The organism is Mixta intestinalis (genome assembly GCF_009914055.1).
GTDB classification, from domain to species: domain Bacteria; phylum Pseudomonadota; class Gammaproteobacteria; order Enterobacterales; family Enterobacteriaceae; genus Mixta; species Mixta intestinalis.
This window is the reverse complement of sequence record NZ_CP028271.1, coordinates 3,459,521-3,473,748: the sequence shown is the minus strand read 5'-3', so window position 1 is coordinate 3,473,748 and position 14,228 is coordinate 3,459,521. Positions and strand designations below refer to the sequence as shown.

14 protein-coding genes and 4 tRNA genes are annotated in these 14,228 nt (G+C 54.2%); 13 read left to right on the top strand and 5 right to left on the bottom strand.

Translation table 11 applies throughout. The features are described from left to right. Window positions 1-3 precede the first annotated feature (3 nt). The 5 genes from wecG (at window position 4) to C7M51_RS16040 (ending at window position 1,357) form a co-directional block, all read left to right on the top strand. The gene (wecG, locus tag C7M51_RS16060; RefSeq protein ID WP_244323745.1) at window positions 4-750 is read left to right on the top strand and encodes a lipopolysaccharide N-acetylmannosaminouronosyltransferase; all 747 of its coding nucleotides are present in this window, start codon (window positions 4-6) and stop codon (window positions 748-750) included. 178 nt (window positions 751-928) lie between these two features. Continuing rightward, a tRNA-Arg gene (locus tag C7M51_RS16055) sits at window positions 929-1,005 on the top strand. Between the two features lie 65 nt (window positions 1,006-1,070). Beyond that, window positions 1,071-1,146: transfer RNA gene (locus C7M51_RS16050), tRNA-His, on the top strand. A gap of 16 nt (window positions 1,147-1,162) precedes the next feature. Next, window positions 1,163-1,249, top strand: a tRNA-Leu gene (locus C7M51_RS16045). A 31-nt stretch (window positions 1,250-1,280) separates the two neighbouring features. Beyond that, a tRNA-Pro gene (locus C7M51_RS16040) sits at window positions 1,281-1,357 on the top strand. Between the two features lie 682 nt (window positions 1,358-2,039). On the opposite strand, the gene hemY is transcribed toward C7M51_RS16040, so the two are convergent. The 4 genes from hemY to hemC are packed head-to-tail and all read right to left on the bottom strand — an operon-like array spanning window position 2,040 to window position 6,071. Further along, window positions 2,040-3,230: a protoheme IX biogenesis protein HemY gene (gene hemY, locus C7M51_RS16035; RefSeq protein ID WP_160622642.1), complete on the bottom strand. Its 1,191-nt coding sequence runs from the start codon at window positions 3,228-3,230 to the stop codon at window positions 2,040-2,042. A gap of 2 nt (window positions 3,231-3,232) precedes the next feature. Beyond that, window positions 3,233-4,369, bottom strand: coding sequence for a uroporphyrinogen-III C-methyltransferase (gene hemX, locus C7M51_RS16030; protein WP_160622641.1), 1,137 nt, complete (start codon window positions 4,367-4,369; stop codon window positions 3,233-3,235). 23 nt (window positions 4,370-4,392) lie between these two features. Then, window positions 4,393-5,133: a uroporphyrinogen-III synthase gene (gene hemD / locus C7M51_RS16025; protein ID WP_160622640.1), complete on the bottom strand. Its 741-nt coding sequence runs from the start codon at window positions 5,131-5,133 to the stop codon at window positions 4,393-4,395. Further along, window positions 5,130-6,071: a hydroxymethylbilane synthase gene (hemC, locus tag C7M51_RS16020; protein WP_160622639.1), complete on the bottom strand. Its 942-nt coding sequence runs from the start codon at window positions 6,069-6,071 to the stop codon at window positions 5,130-5,132. The genes hemD and hemC overlap by 4 nt, the downstream gene beginning before the upstream one ends. A gap of 288 nt (window positions 6,072-6,359) precedes the next feature. Between hemC and C7M51_RS16015 the strand changes: the two genes are divergently transcribed. The 3 genes from C7M51_RS16015 to C7M51_RS16005 all read left to right on the top strand — a co-directional run bounded on the left by C7M51_RS16015 (window position 6,360) and on the right by C7M51_RS16005 (window position 10,231). Next, on the top strand, window positions 6,360-8,915 hold the full coding sequence (locus C7M51_RS16015; protein ID WP_160622638.1) for a class I adenylate cyclase: 2,556 nt from the start codon (window positions 6,360-6,362) through the stop codon (window positions 8,913-8,915). A 198-nt stretch (window positions 8,916-9,113) separates the two neighbouring features. Further along, window positions 9,114-9,806 (top strand): DUF4056 domain-containing protein, encoded by a 693-nt coding sequence (locus C7M51_RS16010; protein ID WP_160622637.1) that lies wholly within the window; start codon window positions 9,114-9,116, stop codon window positions 9,804-9,806. Then, window positions 9,803-10,231 carry a hypothetical protein gene (locus C7M51_RS16005; protein ID WP_160622636.1) on the top strand — a complete coding sequence of 143 codons (429 nt, stop codon included), beginning with the start codon at window positions 9,803-9,805 and terminating at the stop codon, window positions 10,229-10,231. The genes C7M51_RS16010 and C7M51_RS16005 overlap by 4 nt, the downstream gene beginning before the upstream one ends. A 54-nt stretch (window positions 10,232-10,285) precedes the next feature. Here the strand turns inward: C7M51_RS16005 and cyaY are convergent, their stop codons facing one another. Next, on the bottom strand, window positions 10,286-10,606 hold the full coding sequence (gene cyaY / locus C7M51_RS16000; protein WP_160623676.1) for an iron donor protein CyaY: 321 nt from the start codon (window positions 10,604-10,606) through the stop codon (window positions 10,286-10,288). A 167-nt stretch (window positions 10,607-10,773) separates the two neighbouring features. Between cyaY and lptM the strand changes: the two genes are divergently transcribed. Genes lptM through yigB form a run of 5 tightly spaced genes read left to right on the top strand, consistent with a single transcriptional unit; the run spans window position 10,774 to window position 14,180 of the window. Next, window positions 10,774-11,004, top strand: a complete 231-nt coding sequence (lptM, locus tag C7M51_RS15995) for an LPS translocon maturation chaperone LptM (protein ID WP_160622635.1) — start codon at window positions 10,774-10,776, stop codon at window positions 11,002-11,004. Between the two features lie 29 nt (window positions 11,005-11,033). Further along, complete coding sequence (gene dapF / locus C7M51_RS15990; RefSeq protein WP_160622634.1) at window positions 11,034-11,858, top strand: diaminopimelate epimerase; 825 nt, start codon at window positions 11,034-11,036, stop codon at window positions 11,856-11,858. Next, window positions 11,855-12,559, top strand: coding sequence for a DUF484 domain-containing protein (locus C7M51_RS15985; RefSeq protein ID WP_160622633.1), 705 nt, complete (start codon window positions 11,855-11,857; stop codon window positions 12,557-12,559). Before dapF ends, C7M51_RS15985 begins: the two co-directional genes overlap by 4 nt. Continuing rightward, window positions 12,556-13,464, top strand: coding sequence for a tyrosine recombinase XerC (gene xerC, locus C7M51_RS15980; protein ID WP_160622632.1), 909 nt, complete (start codon window positions 12,556-12,558; stop codon window positions 13,462-13,464). Before C7M51_RS15985 ends, xerC begins: the two co-directional genes overlap by 4 nt. Then, entirely contained in the window at window positions 13,464-14,180 is a 717-nt protein-coding gene (gene yigB / locus C7M51_RS15975; RefSeq protein ID WP_160622631.1) for a 5-amino-6-(5-phospho-D-ribitylamino)uracil phosphatase YigB, read from the top strand. The genes xerC and yigB overlap by 1 nt, the downstream gene beginning before the upstream one ends. Window positions 14,181-14,228 lie beyond the last annotated feature (48 nt).

Below are 14,228 nucleotides of genomic sequence, written 5' to 3'. Positions count from 1 at the left end.
GATATGAATAAAAACGCTATGCCAAACCTGCCCCAATATATGATTCGCGGCATTACGCTGCAGGGCTTTACCGATATGGACGCCTGCCTGGATTACCTGTGCCCTGACGGAGAAGTACGCAGCGGTACGCTGGTTGCCATCAATGCGGAAAAAGTATTGACCTACGAAAACAATCCCGCCCTGCATCAGCTGATTGATGAAGCGGAGTTCAAATACCCCGACGGAATTAGCATTGTGCGGGCTATCCGTAAAAAGTATCCGCAGGCGCAGGTAGCACGCATTGCGGGAGCGGATTTATGGGAAGCGCTGATGGCACGTGCGGGAGCACAGGGGATTCCGGTATTTCTGATTGGCGGTAAGCCGCAGGTGATGGAAGAAACCGTAGAAAAATTGCAGCGCCAGTGGCGGGTTAATATTGTCGGCACGCAGCATGGCTATTTTAACGATGGCGATCGTGATGCGCTGTTCCAGCGCGTTGCGGCGAGCGGAGCGAAGATTGTCACGGTAGCGATGGGATCGCCGAAGCAGGAACTGTTGATGCAGGCATGTAAAGCCGTGTGCCCACAGGCGCTGTATATGGGCGTAGGCGGCACTTATGATGTATTCACCGGGCACGTCAAGCGTGCACCAGCGGTCTGGCAGCGGCTGGGTCTGGAGTGGCTTTATCGACTGCTGAGCCAGCCGAGCCGCCTGCGTCGTCAGCTGCGGCTGCTAAAATTCCTCGGTTACTACTATCGCGGTCAGCTTTAATCATGCATGCGGTAAGGTATTTATGCGTCAGAGTGCGCTGTTTTTATACAGATAGCGTGCTACAGTGGCGTTTGTTTAGACGGAATGCACAAAGCCTAATCAAACGCACTTTTTTCTTAAAAAAGCACTGGACAGCTCAGGCGCAAATCCGTAGTATCCCCATCCGCAACGGCGCTACGCGCCCGTAGCTCAGCTGGATAGAGCGCTGCCCTCCGGAGGCAGAGGTCTCAGGTTCGAATCCTGTCGGGCGCGCCATTAAACTGGTCGCAAGAGCTGCGGTGGTAACATTTACCGCGTTAGTAGTAAAATAAGCAGTAATGGTGGCTATAGCTCAGTTGGTAGAGCCCTGGATTGTGATTCCAGTTGTCGTGGGTTCGAGTCCCATTAGCCACCCCAACTTTTGCTGGAACATGCGAAGGTGGCGGAATTGGTAGACGCGCTAGCTTCAGGTGTTAGTGTCTTAACGGACGTGAGGGTTCAAGTCCCTCTCTTCGCACCAGGCAAGAGTAAGTAAAGAGTAAGGTATATGTCGGCGAGTAGCGCAGCTTGGTAGCGCAACTGGTTTGGGACCAGTGGGTCGGAGGTTCGAATCCTCTCTCGCCGACCATCTTATTAACCTGCATAATGCAGGTTTTTTTGTTTTTGTCGTTCTGCTTCTGTTCCTGACAATGTTCGCTGGTTTTCCTGCCTTATTTTACGTCTGCAACGCTAATCTCCCCTTTTTACCAGTTTTTAACCCCAATGCTTTAGCTGCCGCCGGAAAGACAACAGGGCACCACAGAAATATTTATGCCTTTGTCGCAAACTGAAGACATCTATCTTGATGATATTTATTGTATTTTTCTGAACGACTGCTTTTTGTCTCTCAATGGAGACAGCGTTTGTTTAAGGTTGTTGCTTCCTTACGACAAGTCCTGGAAGTTAAAAAACAGCTTTTGCTAAAAGTTATGGTTAATTTTCAATTGGATATAAAAATATTTTCAGGTAAATGTCATTTTGGCACAGCTTGTGCAATAATCTACCTGTAGATGCTCATTCCACTTCTTATGTTCGCCTCTGGCTTCATAAACCCCGGAATGATGCAGAGCCATTCAGGTACCTGTTGTCCAACCAGCCAATATCGTTCGCTTTATTGGAGTATAAGGACACTACGTTGAGTCGGGTACCAATTCGGTTGTCTTACCGACCTGATTTTCTACCTGCCCCTGTGGGCAGGTTTTTTTTTGCCTGAACCGGAACGCGGCGCATAAAAAAGCCGGGAAGATCCCGGCTTTGTATGATGCTTAAAGCTAACGATTATTCTGTAACGTCAGCAGTAAACCTTCGCGCCGCATCTGCGCGGCTTCTTCCGGTCGATGCAGACGATCCAGCGTATCGGCCAGCCAGGCATAATCATAACCGTCAGGACGCTGCTTAAGCGCTTCCCTGAACGCGTCGCCTGCCTGCTGCCATTCGCCATGTTTCATCAGCAGCTGCCCCAGCGTGCTGTGTAGCAACGGCGTGGCACCATGCTGTTTAATCTGCTGGCGCAGGGCTTTTTCCAGCTGTTCCGGGTTACCGGTTTTCAGCCGAGGCATCAGCAGGATCAAACGCTCATCGTAATGACGCTTCAGCCCATCCAGCACGATCTGCTGCGCTGTTTCGTGATCGTCGCAGGCAATCAAGTGATCCGCCATCGCTACCTGTAGGGTGGTTTCATGGCGCGTCTTGCGGTTCTGGCTTTGCCACCAGCGCTTCAGGCCATCGCTGCCTTGTTCCGCCATTGCCTGATTCATCAGACCAAGCCACGCCTGCTGGCGCAGTGCGCTAACCTGCTCTTCATTCGCTACCTGGGTTTTTTCCATCGCAGGGAGGATATCGAGCAGGGCGCTCCAGGCACCGGTACGCACATACGCCTGTTCTGCCAGACGCAGCACTTCAGGATGACGCGGCGCGACATCCAGTAAGCGATCGATACCGTGACGGGCCGCGTGATCTTCATTGCGTGCCAGCTGAATACGTACGCGCGTAATTTCTACCGGGATCGGATCGTTCTGGGCCAGTTCGGAAGCGCGTTCCAGATGTTGATTGGCGCGTGCTTCATCGCCGCGCTGCTGGGCCGCTTCTGCGGCAAGCAGGTAATTTACGACCGGCTGCTCAGCGTGGTCGGCATTGCGCGACAGGAGTTTCTCTACCTGACGGTAATCACCTTCCGCCAGTTTCACCAGCGCTTCATGCGTCTGGCGACGAGCGCGGTTACGCTTACGTCCGGCGAACCAGCCGCGGGTTCTGGCACCGGTGTGAAACAGACGGCGCAGTAGCCACTCAATGCCAAGAATCACCAGCAGAGCCACAATCAAAATAATCGCCAGGCCGGTAACGCTGGTTTCAATATTCCAGTTGTCGGTCTGAATCAGCACATAGCCCTGATGGCCCGCAATCATTGGGCCGATAACGATACCGGCAATCAGCAGCAGAAACAGTACAAAGACTTTTAGCATCGTTACTCTCCCTGCTGCGGCTGCGCCGGTTCAGCGGGCTGTGCCAACAGGTTACGTACCCGCGTCTGCATCAGCTTATCGAGTAGCGGCTGGCTTTCCAGCGCTTCCGGGATCTCCATGGAAATGCTCTGCTGGCTTAAATCATCAAGCTGCGCCAGGAAAGATTTTGTGTTGGCGTCGCTGGTATCAAACCAGGCGCGTACCCAGGTAGAGACGGTATCCACCGACTGACGGTAAATCTCATCCTGATGACGCGGTACCGCCTGCGCGGCAATCAACAGACGCGAGCGGATATTTTCTCGCAGGTAGACATCCTGATTAGGCGCTAATAGCGGCTCAGCGGTGTTATCGCGGCGGCGAATGGTGATGAAATCATCCATAAAATTATGCCAGCTTTTCACCAGGTTCTGCCGCCACTCGCGTAGCGATGAGGTGAGCTCATTGCTGTCAGCGTCCATCGGCGCGCTGTCGCTGTCGTTATCTGCCAGACGCAGATTATCAACACCGTTAGAGAGCTGGTTGAGCTTCAGAATGATGCCATCGTAGTCCACCTGACTGACGGCAGACAGGGTGCTGATATCCTGCATTAAGGCACGGCGCACCGGAACCAGGCTGGGATCGTTCATATCGGCGAGACTGGCGTCCGCGCTTTTCAGCAGCGCTGCCGCAGTGGTTACGTCCTGATCGCTCCACAGCTTACGGCCTGCCAGCTTAACCAGATAGTCGGCCTGAGCCAGTAGCCAGGTACGTGCATCGTTGCCGGAAATAGCGGCGACTTTTTCTTTCAGTTCATCCAGCTGCTGAGCCAGCGCGTTCTGCTGTTGCTGCGCCGTTTTTAATTCGTTGATTTGCGCGCTGAGACGCTGCTCCAGCTGTGTTTTTTCACGTTCATTTTGCTGTTGTAGTGTAGTTAGCTGCTCGCTTAATGCCTGGTTGGCTTCAGCCTGCTGTTGTGCCTGATGATGCGTATTGACCCATAACCCGGCACCGACCGCCAGGGCGATAACAATCGCCAGCGCACTGAGAGCGGTGCCGGTCTGGCCTGATTTACGCGGGGGCTTTTTAACAGGCGGTTTTTTTGTTTCTGCCGCGGAAGTGGTTTCTTCAACCATAGCGGAGGAATCTTTTTGTTCCGTCATTGTGGCACATCCCATTTTCAAGTTTATTGTAACGCGCGCACCAGCGCGTCGTTATCAGCACCATCAGCTACCGTGATACGTTTCCAGCCAAGTTCCCTGGCCAGGGTAGCCAAACGTTCGCTGACGACAATCAGCCGACAGCGCAACAGCCACTCCTCGCGATCGATCGCAGGAAACAGCTGATAAAGTTGTTGTAGCATTTCACCGCTGGTTACTACCAGCGTATCAATAGCGCGGTCGCGCCAGCGCTTTCCTTCGCTGGGTCCGTGATAATATTTCTCACAACGCTGATAGCATTCAAGGAAGCGAACCTCTGCGCCACGCTGCACCAGCGTTTCGCCCAACAGCTCGCGTCCGCCGTTGCCTCGCAGGATCAACGCCCGCTTTCCTTTCAGACGGCGCAATGTTGGCAGCTGAAGCAGCATTTCGCTGGTTTCGCGTTCGTGCGGCCAGGCTACCGATAAACCGCTAACGCTGTGTAACGCCAGCGCGGTGCTGCGTCCTATAGCATAGTAGTTTAGCGCAGCGGGCCAGCTTAGCCCTGCCCGATGCAGGCAGGGTTGCGCATATTCGACGGCGTGCTGAGAAAGCGCAAAAACCAGATCGCCCGGTGCCAGTGCCGCAAGCTGTGTTGCCAGCTGCGCCAGCTCGCGCCCCGGCGTAAATTCAATCAGAGGAAAGCTCCATGCGCTATGGCCCAGCGCGCACAGACGTGTCACCAGCTCAACGCCTGCGGGAGAAGGGCGGGTGACGAGAATGCTCATTTCGGTGGGTTCCCCTGATAAACGTCCTGCAGGATTTCACGCGCGCCGTTACTCAGCAACTCTTCTGCCAGTGACGTACCCAGCTGCTCCGCCTGATGGCGCGGGCCGCGTCGTTCGCCGCGAATCATAGAAACGCCGTCTGGTGAACCGACCAGGCCGCGTAGCCAGATATCGTCGCCCTCCAATACTGCATAGCTGCCGATGGGCACCTGGCAACCCCCTTCCAGCCGCGTGTTCATCGCACGCTCTGCTTTTACGCGCGTTGCGGTATCGTCATCATTTAATGCCGCCAGCAACATAATGGTTTGTTCATCGTCGAGGCGGCATTCAATGCCAACCGCACCCTGCCCAACCGCAGGCAGCGAAACCTCTGCGGGAATGGCGTAGCGGATGCGATCCTGCAGGCCGAGGCGCTTAAGACCAGCGGCAGCAAGGATAATGGCGTCGTACTCGCCGGCATCCAGCTTCGACAGGCGCGTACCAACATTACCGCGCAGCGAGCGAATCACCAGATCGGGACGCAATGCGGCCAGCTGGCACTGTCGACGCAGGCTGGAAGTACCAACGACCGCACCCTGCGGCAGCTCGTCCAGCGTGGCATAACGATTTGAGACAAAGGCGTCCAGCGGATCGTCGCGTTCGCAAATCGCAACCAGCCCCAGCCCCTCAGGGAATTCTACCGGCACATCCTTCATTGAATGCACCGCGATATCAGCACGGTTTTCCAGCATCGCCAGTTCCAGCTCTTTGACGAATAACCCTTTACCACCCACTTTCGCTAACGGCGTATCAAGAATAATATCGCCGCGCGTTACCATCGGCACCAGCTCTACGCGCAGGCCCGGATGACAGGCCATCAGACGCTGCTGAACATATTGTGCCTGCCATAAAGCGAGCGGGCTTTGCCTGGTGGCAATTCTTAAAATTTTGTCTAACATGCTTGATACCGTTTTGATCGTTCACTGATTATCCTATCATTGATACGGGAAGGCTGTCAGTTACCGCGATTTTGAACGGGAAGGAAAAGCGTAGAAGGGAGAGGCCAGGTCAATCGGTGGATAAAGCGTGCTAAACTGTTAAGTAGCGCAACTTTCTTTACGGTCAACCAGCCAAGTGTTAAATTGATCACGTTTCCAGCAGTAATCTGCCTGAAAATTTTTCATACCAAGCGGCAGATCCAGGAAATAGGGTTATTTGTAAGCACTGGGATAATCAGGCGAGACGTCTTGTACCTCTACATTGAGACACTGAAACAGAGACTGGATGCCATTAACCAGCTGCGTGTCGATCGCGCGCTGGCCGCTATGGGACCTGCTTTCCAGCAGGTATACAGTCTGCTGCCAACCTTACTACATCATCATCATCCGCTGATGCCGGGCTACCTTGAAGGTAATGTTCCTTACGGCATCAGCTTCTACACGTCTGATGAAAATCAGCAGCGCTACCTTTCTGATATTGAGCATAAATCGGGCCAATTGGTTGCTTTACCGCCAAAAGGAGAAATGCCGATTACGGGCGTCTACTCCATGGGGAGTACCTCTTCAGTAGGACAGAATAGCACTTCCGATCTTGACATTTGGGTCTGTCATCAGTCATGGCTGGATGGCGAGGAGCGTCTGGCACTTCAGAAAAAATGTCAGTTGCTGCAAATCTGGTGTGCGGCAATGGGCGTTGAGGTTAGCTTCTTCCTGATCGACGAAAACCGTTTCCGTCACAATGAAAGCGGCAGCCTCGGTGGTGAAGACTGCGGTTCCACTCAGCACATCCTGCTGCTGGATGAGTTTTACCGCACGGCGGTCCGCATGGCGGGCAAACGTATTCTGTGGAATATGGTGCCGGGCGAGGAAGAAGAGCATTACGACGACTACGTGATGTCGCTGTATGCGCAGGGCGTACTGACGCCGAACGAATGGCTCGATTTAGGCGGACTCAGCACTCTTTCTGCCGAAGAGTATTTTGGTGCCAGCCTGTGGCAGCTTTATAAAAGCATCGATTCACCTTACAAGGCGGTGCTGAAAACGCTGCTGCTGGAAGCCTATTCGTGGGAATATCCGCGCACGCGCCTGCTGGCAATGGATATTAAACAGCGCCTGCACGATGGTGAGATCGTTTCCTTTGGTCTTGATGCCTACTGCATGATGCTGGAACGCGTAACGCAATACCTGATCAGCATCGACGATCATGCGCGGCTCGATCTGGTACGCCGCTGCTTTTACCTGAAGGTATGCGAAAAACTGTCGCAGGATGAAAATCCGCCGCGCTCTGGCTGGCGTCGGGAAATTCTGGCTCAGTTGGTTAACGAGTGGGGCTGGGACGAGGCGCGTCTTGCCATTCTCGACAGTCGCGCCGACTGGAAAATCGAACGCGTGCGCGAAGCGCATAATGAATTGCTGGATGCGATGATGCAGAGCTATCGCAACCTGATTCGTTTCGCCCGTCGTAACAACTTAAGCGTCAGCGCCAGTCCGCAGGATATCGGCGTGCTGACGCGTAAGCTGTATGCCGCTTTTGAGGCGCTGCCCGGTAAGGTCACGCTGGTTAACCCGCAGATTTCGCCCGATCTTTCGGAGCCGCATCTTACCTTTATTCATGTTCCGGCAGGGCGCGCTAACCGGGCAGGCTGGTATCTGTATAACCAGGCACCGGATATGAATTCGATTATCAGCCATCAGCCGCTGGAGTATAACCGCTACCTGAATAAGCTGGTGGCCTGGGCATGGTTTAACGGCCTGATGACAGATCGAACCCAGCTGCATATTAAAGGCAATGAGCTGTGCGATCTGGCGCGCTTGCAGGAGCTGGTTGCGGATGTCTCTCATCATTTTCCGCTGCGTCTGCCTGCGCCGACGGCGAAAGCGCTCTACAGCCCCTGTGAAATCCGCCATCTGGCGCTGATTGTGAACCTGGAATATGACCCAACGGCGGCTTTCCGCAATCAGGTGGTCCATTTTGATTTCCGTAAGCTGGATGTTTTCAGCTTTGGGCAACAGCAGCAGTGTCTGATCGGCAGCGTGGATTTACTCTATCGCAACTCGTGGAATGAAGTGCGTACGCTGCATTTCAACGGTGAGCAGGCGATGCTGGAAGCGTTGAAAACTATTCTTGGCAAGATGCATCAGGATGCGGCACCGCCCGATGCGGTGGAAGTGTTCTGCTACAGCCAGCATCTGCGTGGCCTGATCCGTACGCGCGTACAGCAGCTGGTTTCCGAATGTATTGAGCTGCGTCTCTCCAGTACACGCCAGGAGCCGGGCCGTTTTAAAGCGCTACGGGTTGCCGGACAAACCTGGGGACTGTTTTTTGAACGTCTTGGCGTTTCGGTGCAGAAGCTGGAAAACGCGGTGGAGTTTTACGGCGCGATCTCGAATAACAAGTTGCACGGGCTGTCGATTAAAGTTGAGACCGAGCAGGTACAGCTGCCGCCGGTGGTAAACGGCTACGCCAGCGAAGGGATCATTCAGTTTTTCTTTGAAGATACCAACAAAGACAGCGGCTTTAACATCTATATTCTCGATGAGGCTAACCGCATCGAGGTTTATCATCACTGCGAAGGCAGTAAAGAGGAGCTGGTGCGTGACGTCAGCCGCTTCTATTCCTCCTCGCACGATCGGTTTACCTACGGCTCCAGCTTCGTTAACTTTAATCTGCCGCAGTTCTATCAGCTGGTAAAAGTAGACGATCGTACCCAGGTGATTCCGTTCCGCAGCCAGACGCTTACCCAGCTCTGCGCTAACGCGCCGGAAAGTAATAGCGATTACCCGCAGCGCTTTCAGGTTTATTAAGCCGAACGCACTGTACTTTTGGCGTTATCAGCGCAGCCCGTCTGATTGCCGATATCAGGTGTTAACCGGATCGCCACTTCTCTCAGTGTATTTTTGCGACAGGTCTTAGGCGCGTTGCTGCGTCTCTGCTCTATTTTGCTTATGGCAAACTGGCGTTCTTTTGCTGAACGTTGCCTTAACAATGGCGCAGAAATAGCTATGAGCAAACGTGACGATATTATTGACCCATGGGCACCAAGGTCCAGAGAGTACGGGCTGGTCTATTCGGAAATTTTAGGCTGGATAGATTTAGGACACGCGCGCGGGGATGATATAACGGATTGCCTTGGACAAATGCAGAGAGGCGAGGCCAGTGGGCAACCCTATTATCTGGTTAAGTATCGGCAAACGATGTCGTTAGAATCATTTAGTACCGGTCGCTGTTCGCGCTGGAATATCAAACGCGGGCGATCGCTTGCCGAAAGGCATAGCATTACGCTGGCGCTGATGATGGAAACGGCGATTGCGTTTGAGAACTGGCAGTCGATGCCCTTTTTTAGCTGGTACACCGACAGCGGCTTCAGCGCAGAAGATTTGGTTTCCGATCTGTTGGGCTTTTATAAAGTCGTGAAGCCGCAAAATTACTGGCCGTGGCTGAAAATCGTCAGTAAAGAGGCGGCGGTCCGGCGCTGGGACTACTATGGCGCGCTGGGCGGTTTTAAAAACAGAGGATTTAATCCGCTGCTGTTTCCGGATCCCGCTGATACACGTGTTCCTCATATTCCTTATAAAGGCAGGCTGCCAAATTTTATGATGTCGCTCAGACCATTTACCCGGTTTGATTCTGATATCGTTCGTCGTATCGACGCCGGAACGCAGGTCACCGTCGGATGGAACGTTAAGAAAAAATGAAATGGCTTAAGTGGGTGCTGACGCTACTACTGGTGGTGCTGGTAATTAACGTTGCTGACTTTTTTTACATCAATACCAGCCTGATAAATGAGGCAGAGCGGAATCCCGGTTTTAAACAGAGCGAGCGGAGGCTTTATCGCCTTTTTGTCGATGAAGATATTAAGAATGCGCCGCGTATTACGGATGACTATTACTTCCGCTTTCGCCGGATGGACGGCCCTTCTCCTGAGATCAGCGGGATTGTCTTTAATGGCGCAACGGAAACGGCGACGTTAGAAAAGTATTTGACGACTTTGGGATACCAGCATGTCTCTGATGATGAGTTTGGTCAACGTTGGGAAAAGGATGGCCACTCCTCCCCCAACATTTATATATGGCGCGATACATCGGGCCAGACGGTCTTTCTGACTAAATACTCACTGTAAAAACAGACCGGTAGAAACTTTGTTGCCTGGAGCGCCGCAGATCCAGGCAGGCGATCAACGCAACACCACCGGCTCGCCCGCCTGGGCGCTACAGGCTTCTGACAGCAGCTGCCAGAAATTGCCGCCGCTGCGGTTACAGATCCATTGGCCGTCGCGATAGTCAAAGTGGTAACCGCCGCCTTTGGTTGCCAGCCAAACCTGATGCAGAGGTTCCTGACGGTTAATAATAATTTTGCTGCCGTTCTCGAAGCTGAGCGTCATGATACCGGCATGGATTTCATAATCGATATCGCTATCACCATCCCAGGCGTCGAGCTGTTCCTCAAGCGTCAGCATCAGGCTATCTGCCAGCTGGTGAAATTCACTGTCATTCATCATTGCATCCTTCAGGTTTTGGCGCAGTATACGTGTCGCTGGATTTTACTACATCGTTCGTCAACAGTGAGAGGTAGCACGCCACATTACCTTTTCCTGTTGCTTTTCCGAAGTCAGCTGCGATGATAAGCAACCAGGTAAACGCATTAAACATAAGCAGGAAGAGCATGAAGAAAATCATTTGTCTGCTGGCAATGACGCTGGCGTTAAGCAGCCTGGCCGGTTGCGGTTTGAAAGGGCCGCTCTATTTTCCGCCGCAGGATAAGCCAAAACAGAGTGCGTCTCAGCCGCCTGTAGAGCAGATCGCGCCTTCTTCAACTTCAACGGCAACCCAGCCGGATGGCCAGCAGGAGAATAGCCTGACCAGCCCGGATGCGAACCAACAAGCGACGCAGTAACGATGATGGCCCAGCCGGCGGAGCAGAAAATGCAGTTCTCAAAAATGCACGGTCTTGGCAATGACTTTATGGTTGTTGATGCCGTTACGCAAAACGTCTATTTCTCGCCGGAGTTGATCCGCCGTCTGGCGGATCGTCATCTGGGCATCGGCTTCGATCAGCTATTGATCGTCGAGCCGCCTTACGATCCCGATCTCGATTTCCACTACCGTATTTTTAACGCCGACGGCAGTGAAGTGGCACAGTGCGGCAACGGTGCGCGCTGTTTTGCCCGTTTTGTCCGCCTGAAAGGGCTGACGAACAAAAGCGATATTCGCGTCAGTACCCAAACCGGACGCATGGTGCTCAGCGTTACTGGCGATGAGCTGGTGCGGGTGAATATGGGTGAACCGAATTTTGAACCGCAACAGGTGCCGTTTCGCGCCAACAAGGCGGAAAGCCTCTATCTGCTGCGTGTTGCGGAACAAACCCTTATGTTCGGCGTGGTCTCGATGGGAAATCCGCACTGCGTCATTCAGGTCGCCAGCATCAAAACGGCGGCGGTGGAAACCCTGGGGCCGATTCTGGAGAGCCATGAGCGTTTCCCGGAACGGGTAAACGTGGGCTTTATGGAAGTGGTGAGTCCTGAACATATTCGCCTGCGCGTCTATGAGCGCGGCGCAGGTGAAACGCAGGCGTGTGGCAGCGGAGCTTGTGCAGCGGTAGCCAGCGGCATCCAACAGGGGTTGCTGGCGGAAAAAGTCCGCGTCGATCTGCCGGGCGGCACGCTGCATATCGCCTGGAAAGGGCCGGGTCATCCACTCTATATGACCGGACCGGCCACGCATGTTTATGATGGGTTTATTCATTTATGAAACAGGTCGAAGAACAGACCACCGCTGAGCTGGTGCTGGATGACGAAGCGGTATGTGATTATCTGCTGCAACATCCAGATTTCTTTATTCGTCATGCGCGGCAGGTTGAACAGATGGCGGTGCCGCACCCGGTGCGCGGTACTGTTTCGCTGGTAGAATGGCATATGGCGCGTCAGCGCAATCATATTCATCAGCTGGAAAACGAAATTACCCAGCTGATGGAACAGGCTTCGGCAAACCATCAGCTTTTCGATCGGCTGTTAAGTTTGCAGGGCCATTTAGCTTCAGCATCGTCTTTGCAGGAGATGCTTAACCGGCTGCAACGCTGGGCGCGCGATCTGGGCCTGGCAAGCGCTGATGTGCGCTTGTTCAGCGATCGCTGGCGGCTGGGGGCACCTTCCAGTTTTACGCAGCTGGCGCTGTCGCGCCAGGCGTTCGAGCCGGTGCGTATTCAGCGGCTTGGTAAAGCGCAGCATTATCTTGGTTCGCTTAACGGGCCGGAACTGCTGTTGCTGTTGCCGCAGGCGCGTTCGGTAGGATCGGTGGCGATGTCGCTGTTTGGCGAGCGCGGTGAACTGGGCGTGCTGATTTTCAGCAGCCGCGATACGCATCATTATCAGCCCGGCCAGGGCACGCTATTACTGCACTATCTGGCGCTGATGCTGCCGGAACTGCTGGGCCGCTGGGTGGCGCGTGCATGAGTGAAGCGCTTCCGCTGCGGGCCGCCGTCGAGGGCTTTCTGCGCTACTTAAAGGTAGAGCGTCAGCTTAGCCCGTTAACGCATAAAAACTATGCGCGCCAGCTTGATACGGTGATTCAGCTGCTGGATGAACTGAAGATTGCCGACTGGTCGCGGCTGGAGCCTGCCCACGTCCGTTCGCTGGTGGCCCGTAGCCGTCGCGCCGGGTTGCAGCCTGCCAGCCTGGCGCTGCGACTCTCCGCACTGCGCAGCTTTCTTGACTGGATGGTTAGCCAGGGCGCGCTGAAGGCGAATCCGGCGAAGGGCGTTTCTGCCCCGCGCGCCGCACGTCATCTGCCGAAAAATATCGACGTCGATGAAGTGAATCAGCTGCTGGATATTGACCAGAGCGATCCGCTGGCGGTGCGCGATCGTACCATGATGGAAGTGATGTATGGCGCCGGGCTGCGTCTTTCTGAACTGGTGGGTATTGACTGCCGTCATCTCGATCTTGAGGCAGGCGAAGTATGGGTCACGGGGAAGGGCAGTAAAGAGCGCCGTCTGCCGATTGGTCGTACCGCAGTAGAGTGGGTGAAGAAGTGGCTGGCGCTGCGTGAATTTTTTGCGCCGGAGAGCGATGCGCTGTTTATCTCGAAAGAAGGACGGCGCATTTCACAGCGCAACGTACAGAAACGCTTTGCCGAGTGGGGCGTAAAGCAGGGCACCAGCAGCCATATTCATCCGCATAAGCTGCGCCACTCGTTTGCCACGCATGTGCTGGAATCCAGCGGCGATCTGCGTGCAGTTCAGGAGCTGCTGGGCCATGCCAGCCTCTCGACCACGCAAATTTATACCCATCTCGACTTTCAACACCTGGCGTCGGTGTATGATGCGGCGCATCCGCGCGCCAAACGAGGGAAATCCTGATGCATTTTTATCGTCGGCTCAGGCCGATCAACGCGATCACGTTCGATCTGGATGATACGCTGTATGATAATCATCCGGTGATCATTAAAACCACGGTGGAATCGCACCGCTTCTTGCAGGGCTATCACCCGGAGCTGAGCGGTTTCTCTACCGAAGCTTATCAACAGCTGCGGGATCAGCTGCTGGCCCAGGAGCCAGATATCTATCATGACGTCACCGAATGGCGACGGCGTACCGTTGAACAGGCGATGCTGAATGTCGGCCTTTCTTCTGATGAAGCGCGGGAAGGCGCGGATAAAGTAATGGAGGTTTTCGCCCACTGGCGTAGCCAGATCAGCGTGCCGCAGGAAACGCATGACACGCTGGCCGCGTTAGCGGAGAAAGTGCCGCTGGTCGCAATTACTAACGGTAACGCGGAGCCACATCTGTTCGGCCTCGATCGCTATTTTCAGTTTGTGCTGCGAGCGGGCCCGCATGGGCGCGCCAAACCTTTTGAAGACATGTATCACCTGGCGGCGCAGCGGCTGGCTATTGCGCCGGAAAACATCCTCCACGTTGGCGATGATCTCACTACTGATGTGGCTGGCGCGGTACGCTGCGGTATGCAGGCGTGCTGGATCAACCTGCGTGCGGGTAATCTGATGCATATCCCGGATGCGCGGCTGCTGCCGCATGTTGAAATTACGCAGTTGGCATCGCTGACCGCGTTGTTATAATCTTCTGTACAAATATCCAGTGGCTTCACTGGTGCATTTTCCTGACTG

Bases quoted from the DNA above. Each gene is read 5' to 3' on its own strand.
- wecG (WP_244323745.1), top strand. From the start codon at position 4: ATGAATAAAAACGCTATGCCAAACCTGCCCCAATATATGATTCGCGGC.
- hemY (WP_160622642.1), bottom strand. From the start codon at position 3,230: ATGCTAAAAGTCTTTGTACTGTTTCTGCTGCTGATTGCCGGTATCGTT.
- hemX (WP_160622641.1), bottom strand. From the start codon at position 4,369: ATGACGGAACAAAAAGATTCCTCCGCTATGGTTGAAGAAACCACTTCC.
- hemD (WP_160622640.1), bottom strand. From the start codon at position 5,133: ATGAGCATTCTCGTCACCCGCCCTTCTCCCGCAGGCGTTGAGCTGGTG.
- hemC (WP_160622639.1), bottom strand. From the start codon at position 6,071: ATGTTAGACAAAATTTTAAGAATTGCCACCAGGCAAAGCCCGCTCGCT.
- C7M51_RS16010 (WP_160622637.1), top strand. From the start codon at position 9,114: ATGAGCAAACGTGACGATATTATTGACCCATGGGCACCAAGGTCCAGA.
- C7M51_RS16005 (WP_160622636.1), top strand. From the start codon at position 9,803: ATGAAATGGCTTAAGTGGGTGCTGACGCTACTACTGGTGGTGCTGGTA.
- cyaY (WP_160623676.1), bottom strand. From the start codon at position 10,606: ATGAATGACAGTGAATTTCACCAGCTGGCAGATAGCCTGATGCTGACG.
- lptM (WP_160622635.1), top strand. From the start codon at position 10,774: ATGAAGAAAATCATTTGTCTGCTGGCAATGACGCTGGCGTTAAGCAGC.
- dapF (WP_160622634.1), top strand. From the start codon at position 11,034: ATGCAGTTCTCAAAAATGCACGGTCTTGGCAATGACTTTATGGTTGTT.
- C7M51_RS15985 (WP_160622633.1), top strand. From the start codon at position 11,855: ATGAAACAGGTCGAAGAACAGACCACCGCTGAGCTGGTGCTGGATGAC.
- xerC (WP_160622632.1), top strand. From the start codon at position 12,556: ATGAGTGAAGCGCTTCCGCTGCGGGCCGCCGTCGAGGGCTTTCTGCGC.
- yigB (WP_160622631.1), top strand. From the start codon at position 13,464: ATGCATTTTTATCGTCGGCTCAGGCCGATCAACGCGATCACGTTCGAT.